The 17,937-nt window shown below is 52.5% G+C and carries 18 protein-coding genes; 12 read left to right on the top strand and 6 right to left on the bottom strand.

Annotation, left to right across the window (positions count from 1 at the left end):
* Positions 1-94 precede the first annotated feature (94 nt).
* Positions 95-1,630 carry a murein biosynthesis integral membrane protein MurJ gene (gene murJ, locus FEK43_RS02165; RefSeq protein WP_130205507.1) on the top strand — a complete coding sequence of 512 codons (1,536 nt, stop codon included), beginning with the start codon at positions 95-97 and terminating at the stop codon, positions 1,628-1,630.
* A 39-nt stretch (positions 1,631-1,669) separates the two neighbouring features.
* Here the strand turns inward: murJ and flgN are convergent, their stop codons facing one another.
* The 3 genes from flgN to flgA form a co-directional block, all read right to left on the bottom strand.
* Positions 1,670-2,086, bottom strand: a complete 417-nt coding sequence (gene flgN / locus FEK43_RS02170; protein ID WP_130205509.1) for a flagella biosynthesis chaperone FlgN — start codon at positions 2,084-2,086, stop codon at positions 1,670-1,672.
* A 4-nt stretch (positions 2,087-2,090) separates the two neighbouring features.
* On the bottom strand, positions 2,091-2,384 hold the full coding sequence (gene flgM, locus FEK43_RS02175) for a flagellar biosynthesis anti-sigma factor FlgM (RefSeq protein ID WP_135406382.1): 294 nt from the start codon (positions 2,382-2,384) through the stop codon (positions 2,091-2,093).
* Between the two features lie 74 nt (positions 2,385-2,458).
* On the bottom strand, positions 2,459-3,118 hold the full coding sequence (gene flgA, locus FEK43_RS02180) for a flagellar basal body P-ring formation chaperone FlgA (protein WP_130259668.1): 660 nt from the start codon (positions 3,116-3,118) through the stop codon (positions 2,459-2,461).
* 153 nt (positions 3,119-3,271) lie between these two features.
* Between flgA and flgB the strand changes: the two genes are divergently transcribed.
* The 11 genes from flgB to flgL all read left to right on the top strand — a co-directional run bounded on the left by flgB (position 3,272) and on the right by flgL (position 13,212).
* Positions 3,272-3,688, top strand: coding sequence for a flagellar basal body rod protein FlgB (flgB, locus tag FEK43_RS02185; RefSeq protein WP_130216143.1), 417 nt, complete (start codon positions 3,272-3,274; stop codon positions 3,686-3,688).
* A 3-nt stretch (positions 3,689-3,691) separates the two neighbouring features.
* Positions 3,692-4,096 carry a flagellar basal body rod protein FlgC gene (gene flgC / locus FEK43_RS02190; protein WP_001196460.1) on the top strand — a complete coding sequence of 135 codons (405 nt, stop codon included), beginning with the start codon at positions 3,692-3,694 and terminating at the stop codon, positions 4,094-4,096.
* 11 nt (positions 4,097-4,107) lie between these two features.
* Positions 4,108-4,803: a flagellar hook assembly protein FlgD gene (gene flgD, locus FEK43_RS02195; RefSeq protein WP_064528545.1), complete on the top strand. Its 696-nt coding sequence runs from the start codon at positions 4,108-4,110 to the stop codon at positions 4,801-4,803.
* A 24-nt stretch (positions 4,804-4,827) separates the two neighbouring features.
* Entirely contained in the window at positions 4,828-6,033 is a 1,206-nt protein-coding gene (flgE, locus tag FEK43_RS02200; RefSeq protein WP_135406384.1) for a flagellar hook protein FlgE, read from the top strand.
* Positions 6,034-6,052: 19 nt separating this feature from the next.
* Positions 6,053-6,808, top strand: a complete 756-nt coding sequence (flgF, locus tag FEK43_RS02205; RefSeq protein ID WP_135406386.1) for a flagellar basal-body rod protein FlgF — start codon at positions 6,053-6,055, stop codon at positions 6,806-6,808.
* A gap of 158 nt (positions 6,809-6,966) precedes the next feature.
* Positions 6,967-7,749 carry a flagellar basal-body rod protein FlgG gene (gene flgG / locus FEK43_RS02210; protein ID WP_000625837.1) on the top strand — a complete coding sequence of 261 codons (783 nt, stop codon included), beginning with the start codon at positions 6,967-6,969 and terminating at the stop codon, positions 7,747-7,749.
* 43 nt (positions 7,750-7,792) lie between these two features.
* The gene (flgH, locus tag FEK43_RS02215; RefSeq protein WP_130222889.1) at positions 7,793-8,488 is read left to right on the top strand and encodes a flagellar basal body L-ring protein FlgH; all 696 of its coding nucleotides are present in this window, start codon (positions 7,793-7,795) and stop codon (positions 8,486-8,488) included.
* Positions 8,489-8,499: 11 nt separating this feature from the next.
* Positions 8,500-9,597, top strand: a complete 1,098-nt coding sequence (flgI, locus tag FEK43_RS02220; protein WP_135406388.1) for a flagellar basal body P-ring protein FlgI — start codon at positions 8,500-8,502, stop codon at positions 9,595-9,597.
* Complete coding sequence (gene flgJ, locus FEK43_RS02225) at positions 9,597-10,538, top strand: flagellar assembly peptidoglycan hydrolase FlgJ (RefSeq protein WP_130205527.1); 942 nt, start codon at positions 9,597-9,599, stop codon at positions 10,536-10,538. The genes flgI and flgJ overlap by 1 nt, the downstream gene beginning before the upstream one ends.
* Positions 10,539-10,603: 65 nt before the next feature.
* Positions 10,604-12,247, top strand: a complete 1,644-nt coding sequence (flgK, locus tag FEK43_RS02230) for a flagellar hook-associated protein FlgK (RefSeq protein ID WP_135406390.1) — start codon at positions 10,604-10,606, stop codon at positions 12,245-12,247.
* 11 nt (positions 12,248-12,258) lie between these two features.
* Entirely contained in the window at positions 12,259-13,212 is a 954-nt protein-coding gene (flgL, locus tag FEK43_RS02235; RefSeq protein WP_130215892.1) for a flagellar hook-associated protein FlgL, read from the top strand.
* A gap of 98 nt (positions 13,213-13,310) precedes the next feature.
* On the opposite strand, the gene FEK43_RS02240 is transcribed toward flgL, so the two are convergent.
* The 3 genes from FEK43_RS02240 to rne form a co-directional block, all read right to left on the bottom strand.
* The gene (locus FEK43_RS02240) at positions 13,311-13,802 is read right to left on the bottom strand and encodes a GNAT family N-acetyltransferase (RefSeq protein ID WP_135406392.1); all 492 of its coding nucleotides are present in this window, start codon (positions 13,800-13,802) and stop codon (positions 13,311-13,313) included.
* Positions 13,799-14,092, bottom strand: a complete 294-nt coding sequence (locus FEK43_RS02245; RefSeq protein WP_130205535.1) for a DUF1778 domain-containing protein — start codon at positions 14,090-14,092, stop codon at positions 13,799-13,801. The genes FEK43_RS02240 and FEK43_RS02245 overlap by 4 nt, the downstream gene beginning before the upstream one ends.
* 133 nt (positions 14,093-14,225) lie before the next feature.
* Complete coding sequence (rne, locus tag FEK43_RS02250; RefSeq protein WP_135406394.1) at positions 14,226-17,411, bottom strand: ribonuclease E; 3,186 nt, start codon at positions 17,409-17,411, stop codon at positions 14,226-14,228.
* Positions 17,412-17,937 lie beyond the last annotated feature (526 nt).

The following is a 17,937-nucleotide window of genomic DNA, read 5'->3' on the forward strand; positions in this document are numbered from 1 at the left end:
GGCGGTAGCAATTCACCATAATCCAGGTAGACTATTCGCCTCTTTCAGCGCCTGCCTTGCAGGCGTTTTGCCGTGGGTCTGGATTAGAACACCGATGAATTTATTAAAATCGCTGGCCGCCGTCAGCTCGATGACCATGTTTTCGCGTGTGCTTGGCTTCGCACGCGACGCTATTGTCGCCAGAATCTTTGGCGCAGGGATGGCAACCGACGCCTTTTTTGTCGCGTTCAAACTTCCTAACTTGTTACGCCGTATCTTTGCTGAAGGGGCATTCTCCCAGGCTTTCGTGCCGATTCTGGCGGAATATAAAAGCAAGCAGGGCGAAGACGCCACGCGGGTCTTTGTCTCTTATGTCTCTGGTCTGCTGACACTGGCGCTGGCGGTTGTGACGGTCGCCGGCATGCTCGCCGCGCCGTGGGTGATCATGGTAACCGCGCCGGGCTTTGCGGATACTGCCGACAAATTCGCACTTACCAGCCAGTTATTACAGATTACTTTTCCTTATATCTTATTGATTTCACTGGCATCGCTGGTGGGGGCAATTCTGAATACCTGGAACCGTTTCTCGATTCCGGCATTTGCCCCAACATTGCTCAACATCAGCATGATTGGCTTTGCGCTGTTTGCAGCGCCGTACTTTAATCCACCCGTGCTGGCGCTGGCGTGGGCAGTTACGGTGGGCGGCATCCTGCAACTGGTTTATCAGCTACCGCATCTGAAGAAGATTGGTATGTTGGTATTGCCGCGCATTAACTTCCACGATGCCGGGGCGATGCGCGTAGTGAAACAGATGGGGCCGGCGATTCTTGGCGTCTCTGTTAGCCAGATTTCCTTAATCATCAACACTATTTTTGCCTCATTTCTTGCCTCCGGCTCGGTGTCATGGATGTATTATGCCGACCGTTTGATGGAGTTTCCGTCCGGTGTACTGGGCGTGGCGCTGGGGACCATTTTGCTGCCGTCGTTGTCGAAAAGTTTTGCCAGCGGTAATCACGATGAATACAACCGTCTGATGGACTGGGGGCTGCGTCTTTGTTTCCTGCTGGCGCTGCCAAGCGCGGTGGCGCTGGGCATCCTCTCCGGTCCGTTAACTGTTTCGCTGTTCCAGTACGGTAAATTTACCGCCTTTGATGCGTTGATGACCCAGCGGGCGTTAATTGCCTACTCGGTAGGTTTGATTGGCCTGATTGTGGTGAAAGTGCTGGCTCCGGGCTTTTATTCACGGCAGGACATTAAAACGCCGGTGAAAATTGCCATCGTCACGCTGATTTTGACGCAATTGATGAACCTTGCATTTATCGGCCCGTTGAAACATGCCGGACTGTCGCTTTCCATTGGTCTGGCGGCGTGTCTGAATGCTTCGCTGCTTTACTGGCAGTTGCGTAAGCAGAAAATCTTTACCCCACAACCCGGCTGGACTGCGTTTCTGCTGCGTTTACTCGTGGCGGTTCTGGTGATGTCTGGTGTGCTTTTAGGCATGTTGCATATTATGCCGGACTGGTCGTTGGGCACTATGCCCTGGCGTTTACTGCGTTTGATGGCGGTCGTTGTCGCGGGAATTGCAGCATACTTTGCCGCACTGGCCGTGTTGGGCTTCAAAGTAAAAGAATTTGCTCGTCGTACTGCTTAACGTAGAATTCCGGCCTGCATCGCAGGCCGGAGAAAATCTTCAAATAGAAATCTTTTTACCACCGCGCCAGGGTGTTGAGGTCTGACCGTTCGCCCCGTACAGTGTCGGCTCCTGATGCGGTTTCAGCATTTCCAGTGCCTGTTGATTGCGCTCAATCTGCCCTTCCAGTAGCCAGCCGTTATGCTGATTTAACTGGCGCAATTGCTGCGTTTTCTCGGTGATTTCCTGCCAGCATTGCGCAATATCTTCACTTATTTCTGTATCCGGTGCCTGTCGACGCAGCTGTTCCAGGTAATCCAGAGTCGCCAGCATTGAGCTTTTTTGTTCTGTAATATGTTGCAGCTGGCTACCGGTGAACTGCCCCATAGAGAGATGTTGCTGCTCCTGGACCATCACTATATTAAGCTCGTTAAGCACCACAGACATCTGGTTGAGAATCTCAGCAAGACGCGGCATCTGATTATTTACTCATTAAATCTTGTTGCACTTCGTTGATCAGCGCATCGGCAATTTTGCCGACATCCATTTTTAGTTCACCATTACGAATCGCCAATTTTAATGCTTCAACGCGTTCAAGATTGATATCACTGCTGCCCGGTTGCATCAGTGTTGCCTGCGCATCGCTTAACTTGACGTTAGTACTGGCGGTAGCCGTCGTTTTTGCTGCGCGGGTATTGGTTACCGGAGCGTCACTGGTTTCACGTGGCTGAACGGTGCTTACAGGCTTCAGGGGGGAAGTGCGGTCAATACTCATGGTTTATTCCTCATTGAGGGCGCTTTATCATTTGTTGCTTATTTATCGGCAATGGACGGGCAATCTTTAATAGCTTACAGGTTTATAAGAATATTCCCATCGGCATCCACTACGCCACTGACTACCTGACCCGATATCATTCTCACGCGGGCTTTTTGCGCGACGGAAGCGTTATTCAGCGCCAGACCTTCAGCATTTGCACTGAACCCATCGCCACTGGCAATCACGTTAACGCGTTGTCCTGCTTTTACCCGCCAGGCCTGACGCAGCATAGTCAGCTGTATAGGTTGTCCGGGGACCAAATCGCGCAGGCTAACCGCATCAACCAGTTGATTAGCATCCAGAACGGTACGCGGCGGTAGTGTATCCAGTCTGCCACGTTTAAGTTTTACACTGCCTGCGTCAAGCTTTCCCCCACGCACAACTGGCATTGCTGCAACAACATAATTCCCTGTCGCCTGTACATTCACTTGCACGTAATGCTTATCGTTGCCACAACGTGCCAGCACATTCACATTGCCCCACAGGCGGGCGTTATTAGTCATGGAAAGCAGCGGCTGTTCGCATGGCGGCAATAAATTGGGTGCAGTACGAATAGAAACGTGGACCTCATCACTTAGCCCTGCCAGTTGTGCAACGAAAAAGGTTTGCAATTGTGAGGGGAAATCGCCAGCCGCACTAAGTGGACTGAACAACATCGTGATGATCGCCACACAGCGCATTATTGTCAGCATTTTTGCCCCCGGCTATTTTCACAGCCTGAATTGTACCCGTACGCAATGACCATCAACGGCATAAATAGCAACCCATTTTGCTTTTATTCCGCCGATAACGCGCGCGTAAAGTCTTTAAGCTGACGGCAGAATTTTGATATCTGCGGAGGAGATATGCTCGATAAGCTCGACGCCGCCTTACGTTTTCAACAAGAGGCACTCAATCTGCGCGCCCAGCGTCAGGAAGTGCTGGCGGCAAATATCGCCAATGCCGACACCCCTGGTTATCAGGCGCGCGATATGGATTTTGCCAGTGAACTTAAAAAAGTGATGCAGCGCGGGAGAGATGAAACCAGCGTGGTCGCGCTGACGTTGACCTCGTCGCAGCATATTCCAGCACAGGCGTTGTCACCTCCTGCCACAGAATTGCAATACCGTATTCCGGACCAGCCTTCACTGGACGGCAATACCGTGGATATGGATCGCGAACGCACCCAGTTTGCCGATAACAGCCTGCAATACCAGATGAGCCTTAGCGCGTTGAGCGGACAAATCAAAGGCATGATGAACGTATTACAAAGCGGAAATTAACGGATGGCACTGCTGAATATTTTTGACATCGCCGGATCGGCGTTAACCGCTCAGTCTCAGCGTCTGAACGTGGCTGCCAGCAACCTGGCCAACGCCGACAGCGTGACGGGGCCAGATGGTCAGCCGTATCGGGCAAAACAGGTGGTGTTCCAGGTGAACGCCGCGCCAGGGGCAGCGACGGGCGGAGTCAAAGTGGCTGACGTGATTGAAAGCCAGGCCCCGGACAAACTGGTCTATGAACCGGGTAATCCGCTGGCGGACGCGAAGGGCTACGTGAAAATGCCAAACGTCGATGTGGTAGGCGAGATGGTTAACACCATGTCGGCGTCGCGCAGCTATCAGGCCAACGTTGAAGTACTCAATACGGTGAAAAGCATGATGCTGAAAACCCTCACGCTCGGTCAATAAAGGAGAAAGTCATGTCCATTGCGGTAACCACCACCGATCCGACAAATACCGGCGTCAGCACTACCAGCAGTAGTTCGATTACGGGCAGTAACGCCGCCGATTTACAGAGCAGCTTTCTGACGTTGCTGGTGGCGCAACTGAAAAACCAGGATCCGACCAATCCAATGGAAAACAACGAGCTGACGTCACAACTGGCGCAAATCAGCACGGTCAGCGGGATTGAAAAGCTCAACACCACACTCGGTTCGATTTCCGGGCAGATTGATAACAGCCAGTCGCTACAGGCCAGCAACCTGATTGGTCACGGCGTGATGATCCCCGGCACCACCATTCTTGCCGGTACTGGCAGTGAAGAAGGGGCGGTGACCACCACCACGCCGTTTGGTGTTGAACTGCAACAGGCCGCAGACAAAGTGACCGCAACTATAACCGATAAAAATGGCGCAGTTGTGCGCACCATTGATATTGGTGAGCTCAGCGCCGGAGTCCACAGTTTCACCTGGGACGGCACGTTGACTGATGGTACGACCGCGCCGAACGGTTCTTATAACGTGGCAATTAGTGCCAGCAACGGCGGTACGCAGTTGGTTGCCCAGCCATTGCAGTTTGCGCTGGTACAGGGCGTGATTCGCGGCAATAACGGTAACACGCTGGATCTCGGCACTTACGGCACCACCACCCTCGACGAAGTACGGCAGATAATTTAAGCCTTCACATTTCAGGAGTCAGTCATGGCCTTTTCTCAAGCGGTTAGCGGATTAAACGCTGCCGCCACCAATCTCGATGTCATTGGCAACAATATCGCCAACTCCGCCACCTATGGCTTTAAATCCGGCACGGCCTCTTTTGCTGATATGTTTGCTGGTTCGAAAGTGGGACTGGGGGTAAAAGTTGCTGGCATCACTCAGGATTTTACCGATGGCACGACCACAAATACTGGCCGTGGCCTGGACGTCGCTATCAGCCAGAACGGTTTTTTCCGTCTGGTAGACAGTAACGGTTCGGTGTTTTACAGCCGTAACGGGCAATTCAAACTGGATGAAAACCGTAATCTTGTGAATATGCAAGGTTTACAGTTGACCGGGTATCCGGCAACCGGTACGCCTCCGACCATCCAGCAAGGGGCGAATCCAGGCAGTATTTCGATTCCAAATACCTTGATGGCGGCGAAGTCTACGACCACGGCGTCCATGCAGATTAACCTTAACTCCAGTGATACGCTTCCTACCGTGACGCCATTCAGCGCCAGTGATGCCGATAGCTATAACAAAAAAGGTTCGGTAACGGTGTATGACAGTCAGGGTAATGCCCATGACATGAGCGTCTACTTTGTGAAGACGCAAGATAATACCTGGGATGTCTACACCCAGGATAGTAGTGCTCCAAACAGCATTGCAACGATAGCGACAACACTGGAATTTGATGCCAATGGTGTTCTGACGTCGGATCCAACAAAGGATATTACCACTGGCGCGATTAACGGCGCGGAACCTGCGACATTCTCCCTCAGCTTCCTCAACTCTATGCAGCAAAACACCGGCGCTAACAATATTGTGGCAACCACCCAGAACGGTTACAAACCGGGCGATCTGGTGAGTTATCAAATCAACGATGACGGCACGGTAGTCGGGAACTATTCGAACGAACAAACCCAATTGCTGGGTCAGATTGTGCTGGCCAACTTTGCCAACAACGAAGGGCTGGCATCAGAGGGGGACAACGTCTGGTCTGCAACGCAATCTTCTGGTGTAGCGCTGCTGGGAATCGCCGGGACCGGCAATTTTGGCGCACTGACCAACGGCGCCCTGGAAGCGTCTAACGTCGATCTCAGCAAAGAACTGGTCAATATGATTGTCGCCCAGCGTAACTATCAGTCTAACGCCCAGACCATCAAAACTCAGGACCAGATCCTCAACACGCTGGTTAACTTACGCTAATTGCTGACGGGATAGCTCGATGGATCACGCAATCTATACCGCGATGGGCGCCGCCAGCCAGACGCTGAATCAACAGGCGGTGACCGCCAGCAATCTGGCGAATGCCTCCACGCCCGGTTTTCGCGCGCAGTTAAACGCCTTGCGCGCAGTGCCGGTGGAAGGGCTTTCTCTGCCCACACGCACTCTGGTGACGGCCTCTACGCCAGGTGCAGATATGACGTCCGGCAAGATGGGTTACACCTCGCGCCCCCTGGATGTTGCGTTGCAGCAGGATGGCTGGCTGGCCGTGCAGACCGCTGACGGCAGCGAGGGGTATACGCGTAATGGCAGCATTCAGGTTGATCCCGGTGGACAACTGACGATTCAGGGGTATCCGGTGATTGGCGAGGCGGGGCCGATTGCCGTGCCGGAAGGGGCGGAAATTACTATCGCCGCCGATGGCACCATTTCGGCGCTCAATCCGGGCGATCCGGCAAATACCGTTGCGCCAGTAGGACGGTTGAAACTGGTGAAAGCCACGGGCAGTGAAGTGCAGCGTGGTGATGATGGGATCTTTCGTTTGAGTGCGGAAAGTCAGGCCACGCGTGGTCCGGTGTTACAGGCTGACCCGACGTTACGGGTGATGTCGGGCGTGCTGGAAGGTAGCAACGTCAATGCCGTTTCGGCAATGAGCGACATGATTGCCAGTGCGCGGCGTTTTGAAATGCAGATGAAGGTAATAAGCAGCGTCGATGATAACGCTGGTCGCGCCAACCAACTGCTGTCGATGAGTTAATTGAAAGGATAAATGACAAACATAAGTTGCCCGACGGGCCTGCGGGATGATTCGCAATTTATTGATTTTGCGAGCTCTTGTAGGCCGGATAAGGCGTTTACGCCGCATCCGGCGAGAAGACATATGCGATTTGTCAGCAATCCACTACAGGACATTTTATGATCAGTTCATTATGGATCGCCAAAACGGGCCTCGATGCCCAGCAAACCAATATGGACGTCATTGCCAACAACCTGGCAAACGTCAGTACCAATGGTTTCAAGCGCCAGCGGGCGGTGTTTGAAGATCTGCTTTATCAAACCATTCGCCAGCCTGGCGCACAGTCTTCCGAACAAACTACCTTGCCATCCGGGTTACAAATCGGTACGGGAGTACGTCCGGTCGCCACTGAACGCTTACACAGCCAGGGCAACCTGTCGCAAACCAATAACAGCAAAGATGTGGCGATTAAAGGGCAGGGCTTTTTCCAGGTCATGCTGCCGGATGGCTCATCAGCGTATACCCGCGACGGCTCTTTCCAGGTGGATCAGAACGGGCAACTGGTGACGGCGGGCGGTTTTCAGGTGCAGCCAGCAATCACCATTCCGGCGAATGCGTTAAGCATTACCATTGGTCGTGATGGCGTGGTCAGCGTTACCCAGCAAGGACAGGCCGCTCCGGTTCAGGTTGGACAACTCAATCTGACCACGTTTATGAACGACACTGGCCTGGAGAGCATTGGCGAAAACCTCTACACCGAAACACAATCCTCCGGCGCACCGAACGAAAGCACGCCAGGTCTGAACGGCGCTGGGCTGTTGTATCAAGGATATGTTGAAACGTCTAACGTCAACGTGGCGGAGGAACTGGTCAACATGATTCAGGTACAGCGCGCCTACGAAATCAACAGTAAAGCGGTATCCACCACCGACCAGATGCTGCAAAAACTGACGCAACTCTAAAGCATACCGGTAGGGCAACTTACCGGTTTATTGATTTTTGAAGATGATAGCCATGCGAAAAAAATACGGCATTTCCACCTTGTTGGTGCTTTCACTGACCGGCTGCGCCTGGATCCCGTCTACCCCGCTGGTGCAGGGGGTGACCACGGCACAACCTGTTCCCGGCCCGACGCCCGTCGCCAATGGTTCCATTTTTCAGTCTGCCCAGCCGATTAATTATGGCTATCAGCCGTTATTTGAAGATCGTCGACCACGCAATATCGGCGATACGCTGACTATTGTGTTGCAGGAAAATGTCAGCGCCAGCAAGAGTTCGTCAGCTAATGCCAGCCGCGACGGAAAAACCAACTTCGGGTTTGATACTGTGCCGCGCTATTTGCAGGGGCTGTTTGGTAATGCCCGTGCCGACGTCGATGCCTCTGGCGGTAATAGCTTCAATGGTAAAGGCGGGGCAAATGCCAGCAATACCTTTAGCGGCACCTTGACCGTGACGGTTGATCAGGTGCTGGTCAACGGCAACCTGCATGTGGTGGGCGAAAAACAGATAGCCATTAATCAGGGTACGGAATTTATTCGTTTCTCCGGCGTGGTCAATCCACGCACCATCAGTGGCAGCAACACTGTACCGTCAACCCAGGTGGCAGACGCGCGCATTGAGTACGTTGGCAATGGCTACATTAACGAAGCACAAAACATGGGCTGGTTACAGCGTTTCTTCCTTAACCTGTCGCCAATGTAAGTGAGGCTGTGGTGATTAAATTTCTCTCTGTATTCATTCTTCTGCTGGTAGCGACCGTTGCTCAGGCTGACCGCATTCGCGATCTCACCAGCGTACAGGGCGTACGGCAAAACTCGCTGATTGGTTATGGCCTTGTTGTTGGCCTTGACGGTACGGGCGACCAGACGACCCAGACGCCGTTTACCACTCAAACGCTTAATAACATGCTCTCACAGTTGGGAATTACCGTTCCGACTGGCACCAATATGCAGCTAAAAAACGTCGCTGCGGTGATGGTGACAGCGTCACTTCCGCCGTTTGGACGCCAGGGGCAAACCATCGATGTGGTGGTTTCTTCCATGGGTAATGCCAAAAGCTTACGTGGCGGTACGTTGTTGATGACACCGCTTAAGGGCGTCGACAGCCAGGTTTATGCGCTGGCGCAGGGCAATATTCTGGTCGGTGGCGCGGGGGCATCAGCGGGAGGTAGCAGCGTTCAGGTTAACCAACTGAATGGCGGGCGGATCACCAACGGTGCGATTATTGAGCGCGAATTGCCCAGCCAATTCGGCACTGGCAATACCCTCAATTTGCAGCTAAATGACGAAGACTTCGCGATGGCGCAGCAGATCGCCGATACCATCAACCGCACCCGAGGATTCGGCAGTGCCACGGCGTTAGATGCCCGAACTATTCAGGTTCGCGTGCCGAGCGGTAATAGTTCCCAGGTGCGTTTCCTTGCCGATATCCAGAATATGCAGGTCAATGTCACCCCGCAGGACGCCAAAGTCGTGATTAACTCGCGCACCGGTTCGGTGGTGATGAATCGTGAAGTGACCCTCGACAGCTGCGCGGTGGCGCAGGGCAATCTCTCGGTTACGGTAAATCGTCAGGCCAATGTCAGCCAACCAGATACGCCGTTTGGTGGCGGGCAGACCGTGGTAACGCCACAAACAAAGATCGACTTACGCCAGAGCGGCGGTTCGCTGCAAAGCGTGCGTTCCAGCGCCAGCCTCAATAACGTGGTGCGCGCGCTCAACGCCTTGGGAGCCACCCCGATGGATTTAATGTCCATACTGCAATCTATGCAAAGCGCGGGATGTCTGCGGGCAAAACTGGAAATCATCTGATGATTAGCGACAGCAAACTGCTGGCGAGCGCCGCCTGGGATGCACAATCACTTAACGATCTGAAAGCGAAAGCGGGCGAAGATCCAGCAGCAAATATTCGCCCGGTAGCTCGCCAGGTGGAAGGGATGTTTGTGCAGATGATGCTAAAAAGCATGCGTGAAGCCTTACCGAAAGATGGCCTGTTCAGCAGCGAGAATACCCGGCTCTACACCAGCATGTATGACCAGCAGATAGCCCAACAGATGACAGCAGGCAAAGGTCTGGGACTTGCGGAGATGATGGTAAAACAGATGACGCCAGAGCAGCCATTGCCAGCAGAAGAAATGCCTGCCGGACCGATGAAATTCCCACTTGAAACGGTGATGAGTTTTCAAAATAAAGCGCTCAAGCAGATGGTGCAAAAAGCTTTACCGCACAATTTCGATGCTTTGCTGCCTGGTGACAGCAAAGCGTTCCTTGCACAGCTCTCGCAGCCAGCTCAATTGGCAAGTCAGCAAAGCGGTGTGCCACATCACCTGATCCTCGCCCAGGCTGCGCTGGAATCCGGCTGGGGACAACGACAAATTCGTCGCGAAAATGGCGAGCCGAGTTACAACGTGTTTGGCGTAAAAGCGTCAGGTAACTGGAAAGGGCCAGTTACTGAAATCACAACCACCGAATATGAAAACGGCGAAGCGAAGAAAGTAAAGGCGAAGTTTCGTGTTTACAGTTCTTATTTCGAAGCATTGTCAGATTACGTTGGGCTGTTAACCCGTAATCCACGCTACGCCGCCGTGACTCGCGCTGCCAGCGCCGAGCAGGGGGCGCAGGCATTACAGGATGCAGGTTATGCCACCGATCCTGAATATGCCCGCAAACTCACCAATATGATTCAGCAATTGAAATCGGTAAGCGACAAGGTGAGCAAAACCTACAGTATGAGTATCGATAATCTGTTCTGAATAATTCAAGTCCGGCGGGTGTCTGCCGATAATGCTTGGTAATTGAAGGCTTATAAGGAACCTCCATGTCCAGCTTGATTAATAACGCCATGAGCGGACTTAACGCTGCCCAGGCGGCGTTAAATACGGCGAGTAATAATATTTCCAGCTATAACGTTGCCGGATATACCCGACAAACCACCATTATGGCGCAGGCTAACAGTACGTTAGGTGCGGGCGGTTGGGGAGGCAATGGCGTTTATGTTTCTGGCGTGCAACGTGAATACGATGCGTTTATTACCAATCAGTTACGTGCGGCCCAGACCCAGAGTAGCGGCCTGACTTCCCGTTATGAGCAAATGTCGAAAATCGACAATATGCTCTCTGGCAGCACCACGTCGCTGGCAACGCAAATGCAGGACTTCTTTACCAGTTTGCAAACGCTGGTCAGTAACGCAGAGGATCCGGCTGCGCGGCAGGCGCTGATTGGCAAGGCGGAAGGTCTGGTAAATCAGTTTAAAACCACCGACCAGTATCTGCGCGACCAGGACAAACAGGTCAATATCGCGATAGGTGCCAGCGTTGACCAGATCAATAATTATGCCAAACAAATCGCCAGCCTGAACGATCAGATCTCCCGTTTAACAGGTGTGGGAGCAGGGGCTTCACCCAACGATCTCCTTGATCAACGCGATCAACTGGTGAGTGAATTAAACCAGATCGTTGGTGTTGAGGTCAGTGTTCAGGATGGCGGTACTTACAATATCACCATGGCCAATGGGTATTCGCTGGTTCAAGGCAGTTCGGCACGTCAGCTTGCAGCTGTCCCGTCCAGTGCCGATCCTTCTCGTACGACAGTCGCTTATGTTGATGGGACGGCGGAAAATATCGAGATCCCGGAGAAATTGCTGAATACGGGGTCGCTGGGCGGCATTCTGACATTTCGTTCTCAGGATCTTGATCAGACGCGCAATACGCTCGGGCAACTGGCGCTGGCATTTGCCGAGGCTTTCAATGCCCAACATAGCAAGGGGTATGATGCCAATGGTAAAGAAGGGGGGGATTTCTTTGCTATTGGTAAGCCCGCTGTTCTGGAAAATAGCAAAAACAAAGGTAGCTCCGCGATCGGTGCTACGGTGACCGATAGTTCCGCTGTGCTGGCGACAGATTACAAAATCACGTTCCAAGATAATCAGTGGCAGGTCACCCGTCTGGCAAGCAATACCACTTTTACGGTGGTGCCGGATGCCGACGGTAAAGTCTCATTTGATGGTCTGGAACTGACCTTCACCGGAACGCCAAAACCAAACGACAGCTTCACCTTGAAACCGGTAAGCGATGCCATCGTCAATATGGATGTACTAATCACTGACGAAGCGAAAATCGCCATGGCAAGCGACGAAACTGCCGGTGAAAGCGACAACCGCAATGGTCAGGCGCTGCTGGATTTGCAAACTAATGGCAAAACGGTCGGCGGGGGGAAATCCTTTAACGATGCCTATGCCTCGTTGGTTAGCGATATCGGGAATAAAACCGCTACGTTGAAAACCAGCAGCACTACTCAAAGTAATGTGGTGACGCAACTTTCTAATCAGCAGCAGTCTATCTCTGGCGTCAATCTCGACGAAGAGTACGGCAATCTGCAACGTTTTCAGCAGTATTATCTGGCCAATGCCCAGGTTCTGCAGACGGCGAATGCTATTTTTGATGCGCTGATTAACATTCGCTAAGGGGAGATAAGATGCGTTTCAGTACCCAGATGATGTACCAGCAAAATATGCGCGGTATCACCAATTCTCAGGCGGAATGGATGAAGTACGGCGAACAGATGTCGACGGGTAAGCGAGTCGTTAACCCTTCTGACGATCCCATTGCAGCATCACAAGCCGTGGTTCTCTCCCAGGCGCAGGCGCAAAACAGCCAGTACACACTGGCGCGGACTTTCGCGACCCAAAAGGTGTCGCTGGAAGAAAGCGTGCTTGGCCAGGTGACGACTGCAATCCAGAATGCCCAGGAAAAAATTGTTTATGCCAGCAACGGCACGTTAAGTGATGATGACCGGGCATCGTTGGCAACGGATATTCAGGGGATTCGCGACCAGTTGTTAAACCTGGCGAATACCACGGATGGGAACGGGCGTTACATTTTTGCCGGTTATAAAACAGAATCCGCGCCGTTTAGTGAGGCTGACGGTGATTATGTCGGCGGAACAGAAAGTATTAAGCAGCAGGTCGATGCCTCTCGCTCAATGGTGATAGGGCATACAGGTGACAAAATTTTCAACAGCATCACTAGCAACGCGGTAGCGGAACCTGACGGTAGCGATTCTGAAACTAACCTGTTTGCTATGCTGGATAGCGCCATCGCGGCGCTAAAAACGCCAGTCGCAGATAGCGAAGCGGATAAAGAAACCGCCGCTGCGGCATTGGATAAAACCAACCGTGGCCTGAAAAACTCACTGAATAATGTCCTGACCGTACGCGCGGAACTCGGCACGCAACTGAATGAACTGGAGTCGCTGGATTCATTAGGAAGCGATCGCGCTTTAGGGCAAACGCAGCAGATGAGTGATCTGGTTGATGTGGACTGGAATGCAACTATTTCCTCTTACATCATGCAGCAAACGGCATTGCAGGCATCGTATAAAGCATTTACCGATATGCAGGGATTGTCGCTCTTCCAACTCAACAAATAAGCTCGCTTTAAAACATATCATGAAACTGGGTATGTTTTGTCTGCCTGCTCTGGGATCGCCGGGGCGGGCATTTTTTTGCTATGAGGCATAAAGAACTATTACAGACATGCCTGCAAATCAGCCAATGTTGCCATCAGTATCATAGAATCGACAGGTGACGGCTCAAAACCTACTCGCAGATAAAACTCGCGGGCCTGGTCTGATAACGCATGGACCAACATTCCGCGAATACCAATGACTTCAGCTGCCTGTAGTACTCGTAGACCGGCATCTCTGACCATCGCGCGACCGATACCCTGACCCTGTAATGATTTATCTATTGCCAAACGACCAAGTACTACAACAGGGATCGGTTCTGGCATATTACGGCGAAATCGTCCTGTTGCGACATGCATTTCGACGGCGCTTGAGGCAAGCGAATAATAAGCCAAAACGTTGCTATGAGTATCACAGCCAACAAATGTACGTAATGCACCTGCAAGCTGATTTTTTAGGGCCCTCTGCTTTAGCCAGTTATCCATCGTTTCTACCCCCGAGCAAAAAGAGGTGAATTGATGCTTTGCCTGGAGTGGTTCGGGGGCCTGAATCATTTTTTCTGTTCCCACGGCGCGGGTGTTTGCATGGTTTTGCGTAATGCAGAATTGGGCGCGGGTGGCTGATCCAGCCGATTCAAAAATAGCTGATAATCATCAGAATCCATCCTGAAAATTCGCTGCTCAATGAGCGCCTCTTCAGCGGCGGCTCTGGCGGCCTCAAGGACAAATTCGGTGCGATTTTTTCCTCGGGCTTTAGCGGCCCGGTCGATAAGATCGCGTTCTGCGGGTTTTATGCGCAGATTTAAAGATTCGCGCCTGGCTGGAATGTTGTTGGCGGCTGGCATAAAAAAATCCTTCAGCTTTATATGGATAATAATTATACAACATATGTAACGCTAATGTCATTACAGCAAAGGCACTGCCCCTGAAATAAAAAGCCCCGGCGGTTGCCAGGGCTTGATCACTTTGAGTTAAGTTTTACTCAACAGGTTGCGGACGCGCAGGGCCAGCAGATGCATGATGTGTTGCTGCATGACCACCTGCCGCACCTTTACCTTCAAAGGCAAAGCTTGGGCGCTGCCAGTCACTGTGACGCGGTGCTTCCGGAACATATTCCGGTGCCGGAGCGCGTGTCATCGGCGCAGTGGCGTGGTTATGTTCAACGATTGCCTCGGATATAACAGGAGCTACCGTTTCAACTTCAGCTGCGACTTCAGCGACGACCGGGGCGGCAGGTTGAGCGACAACTTCAGGTTCGGCAACCACAACCTCGGCAGTTTCGGCAACTTCTTCAATGTCTGTCGTCTCTTCCTGCGGTTCAACTGCCGGTTCTGCGTGCTCTGCAACGTCCTGCGCTACGGCAACATCGGCCTCGGCAATCACCTGAGGCTGTTCTGTTACCGCTGCGGCAATCACTTCAGGATGCGTTGTTTCAACAACTTCTGGTTGCGGTTCTGCAACCTGAACAGGTGTTTCTACAACTTCAGCCACCTCTTCAACAACCGGCGCAGCAACAACCGGTTCGACAGAGGCAGCAACAGGGACTTCTGTCACCATCGGCTGCACCTGCACTTCTTCCTGTTCGCGTTGCTCCTCAACCTGTACATCTTGCGGACGTACAACCGGATAACGGATCCATACTTTGCCAGAGGCCAGTTCCGGAGATGCGCACGCTACGGTTAACGGCATCGGTGACTGGGACGGATAACGCTCGTCACGATAGCGACGACGACGCTGACCACTCACGCGCAGGTGACGAGGCGAACGGCGAGAACGACGCGGCATGCCACCGTTGTCACGGTTATCGGCGTTGTTCTCTTCTTGCTGTTCCGGCGCAGTTTGCGCTACGACTGGCAGCGGTACTTTCACCAGTTCAGTGCTCGGGGCTTGTGCTTCCTGAGTAACAGGCTCGGCAGCGACAGTTTCTTCAACCACCGGTGCGGCTACCACTTCTTCTGCAACGCTTTGTTCATAGCGCACTTTCTGATTCAGCTGACGTTGTTTACGACGCGGCTGAACCGGACGTACACGTTCTTCCTGTTCGGTTTCCTGAACAGATTGCTCTTCAACATTCAGCGCCTTCACTTCTTGTTGCGCCTGACGTTTATCATCGTTACGGCGGCGGCTACGCTCACGACGCGGCGCTTGCTGTTCGTCAGTGGTACGCGCTTTTTCCGTTACATCAGCCTGCTGACGGCTATCACGCGTCTCAGCCGTTTGCTGCTGCGCCTGGCGACGATTACGACGGTTTTCTTCGCGATTATCGCTACCTTCCGTACGTTCGCTACGCGTGTCGCGGCGTTCATTACGGTCACGGCGGTTGTTCTGACGAGGCTTACGGCGATCCTGTTGACGTTCCGGTTTCGCTTCCTCTTTTGGTGCAGGTTGCTCGACCGATTTGGTTTCTTCACCGCCACTGAACAGCGATTTCAGTACACTGAAAAGGCGGCTCAACAGACCCGGTTGTGCCGGAGCTGCAGGCGTTGCTGGTGCAGCTTTAGGTGCCGGGGCTGCTGCAGGCGCTACAGGTTCAGCCGGAGCTGGCGCTGGTGGCACATCCGGCATAGCAAAGGTTGCCAGTGCAGGTTGTTCAGGACGCTTACGTTCAGCGAACTCTTCTTCAGACGGCAACGCCATCGCTTCTTCATGCAGTTTTGGCAGCATGTAGCTTAAGGTCGGCGTTTCTTCCCCTTTACGCACGCGCAGCACGTGGTAGTGCGGAGTTTCCATCTGATCGTTTGGTACAATCACACAGCGCACGCCGTCCTGACGAGTTTCAATGGCATTTACCGCAGAACGTTTTTCGTTCAGCAGGTAAGAAGCGATTGGTACAGGAACAATGGCGTGAACTTCCTGAGTGTTCTCTTTCAGCGCTTCTTCTTCAATCAGACGCAGAATAGAGAGCGACAGGGATTCATTGTCACGCACGGTGCCAGTACCGGAACAACGCGGACAAACGTGATGACTGGATTCACCCAGCGACGGGCTCAGGCGCTGACGGGACATCTCCAGAAGGCCGAAGCGAGAAATATGACTGATTTGAATACGAGCACGGTCCTGACGCACCGCTTCGCGCAGACGGTTTTCTACCGCACGCTGGTGGCGTACTGGCGTCATGTCGATGAAGTCGATAACAATCAGACCACCGAGGTCACGCAGACGCAGCTGACGAGCAATTTCATCAGCAGCTTCCAGGTTGGTGTTAAACGCAGTTTCTTCGATATCGCCGCCGCGAGTTGCACGTGCGGAGTTGATGTCGATGGCGGTTAACGCTTCGGTGCTGTCGATAACAATAGAGCCACCAGACGGCAGACGGACTTCACGCTGGAAGGCGGACTCAATCTGCGATTCAATCTGGTAGTGGCTGAACAGCGGAATTTCACCAGTGTACAGTTTGATTTTGCTACTGAAGTCCGGGCGACCTAATGCAGCGATATGCTGACGTGCCAGTTCGAGCACTTTCGGATTATCGATAAGAATTTCGCCGATGTCCTGGCGCAAGTAATCGCGGAATGCGCGAACGATTACGTTGCTCTCCTGGTGAATCAGGAACGGAGCAGGGCGACTTTCAGCCGCTTTTTTGATGGCTTCCCAGTGCTTCAGACGGAAGCTTAAATCCCATTGCAGCGCCTCAGCAGATTTACCGACGCCTGCGGTGCGCACGATAAGCCCCATGCCTTCCGGCAGTTCCAGGCTTGCCAGTGCTTCTTTTAATTCGGTACGGTCGTCGCCTTCGATACGGCGAGAAATGCCACCCGCGCGCGGGTTGTTCGGCATCAGAACCAGATAGCTACCCGCCAGGCTGATAAAGGTAGTTAATGCCGCGCCTTTGTTGCCGCGCTCTTCTTTATCAATCTGAACAATAACTTCCTGGCCTTCACGCAACACATCTTTAATGTTGGGACGACCATGAGCACTATAGTTAGCTGGGAAATATTCGCGGGCAATTTCTTTAAGAGGGAGGAAACCGTGACGTTCAGCGCCGTAATCAACAAAAGCAGCTTCCAGACTCGGTTCAATGCGGGTGATTTTACCTTTGTAGATGTTAGCTTTTTTCTGCTCATGCCCCGGGCTTTCGATATCCAGGTCATACAGACGCTGCCCATCTACAAGGGCAACGCGCAACTCTTCCTGCTGAGTTGCGTTAATTAACATTCTTTTCATCGTAACTTACTCATTATTCTTACATTGACGACTAAGCTGCGGGCAAAGTAACGCCTTGCCGGGTGTGAACCGATGGCCTCGTGTCTAGTCGCGTCGCCAACCTCACGGTTATCGTCAGCTCAAAGAGGCGCAGAGTGTCGGTTGCCCGTTTTTCATGCGGAAAAACAGCGCAATTATCAGAGAAACAGACTGGGTATTACTCTCCAGAAATATTTCCATCTACCGGTAAGGACTGCAACCCGCAGCCCGCTAACTGCCTGAAAGATCAATACGTCTTACGCCATTGCTGCGTTGATGATCGGTCGGGCAAAATGGGTTATTCCGTAAAATTTCTTGTTTTAACAAGGTTGGACACGGAAACGTTCTCATTATTCCATTGCAAGCCTTGTTATAGCAAGATGACTTTTACCATTTATCACCCACTTACTCACAGTTTTTTCACTTCTTGCTGGCGATTGGTTTAATAACCACCAATCAGGTGATCACCCTGCGAAGTAATAAGGTGCAAAACTAAATATAAGCATAG

The sequence above is a fragment of the Escherichia sp. E2562 genome (genome assembly GCF_005781075.1).
Lineage (GTDB): Bacteria > Pseudomonadota > Gammaproteobacteria > Enterobacterales > Enterobacteriaceae > Escherichia.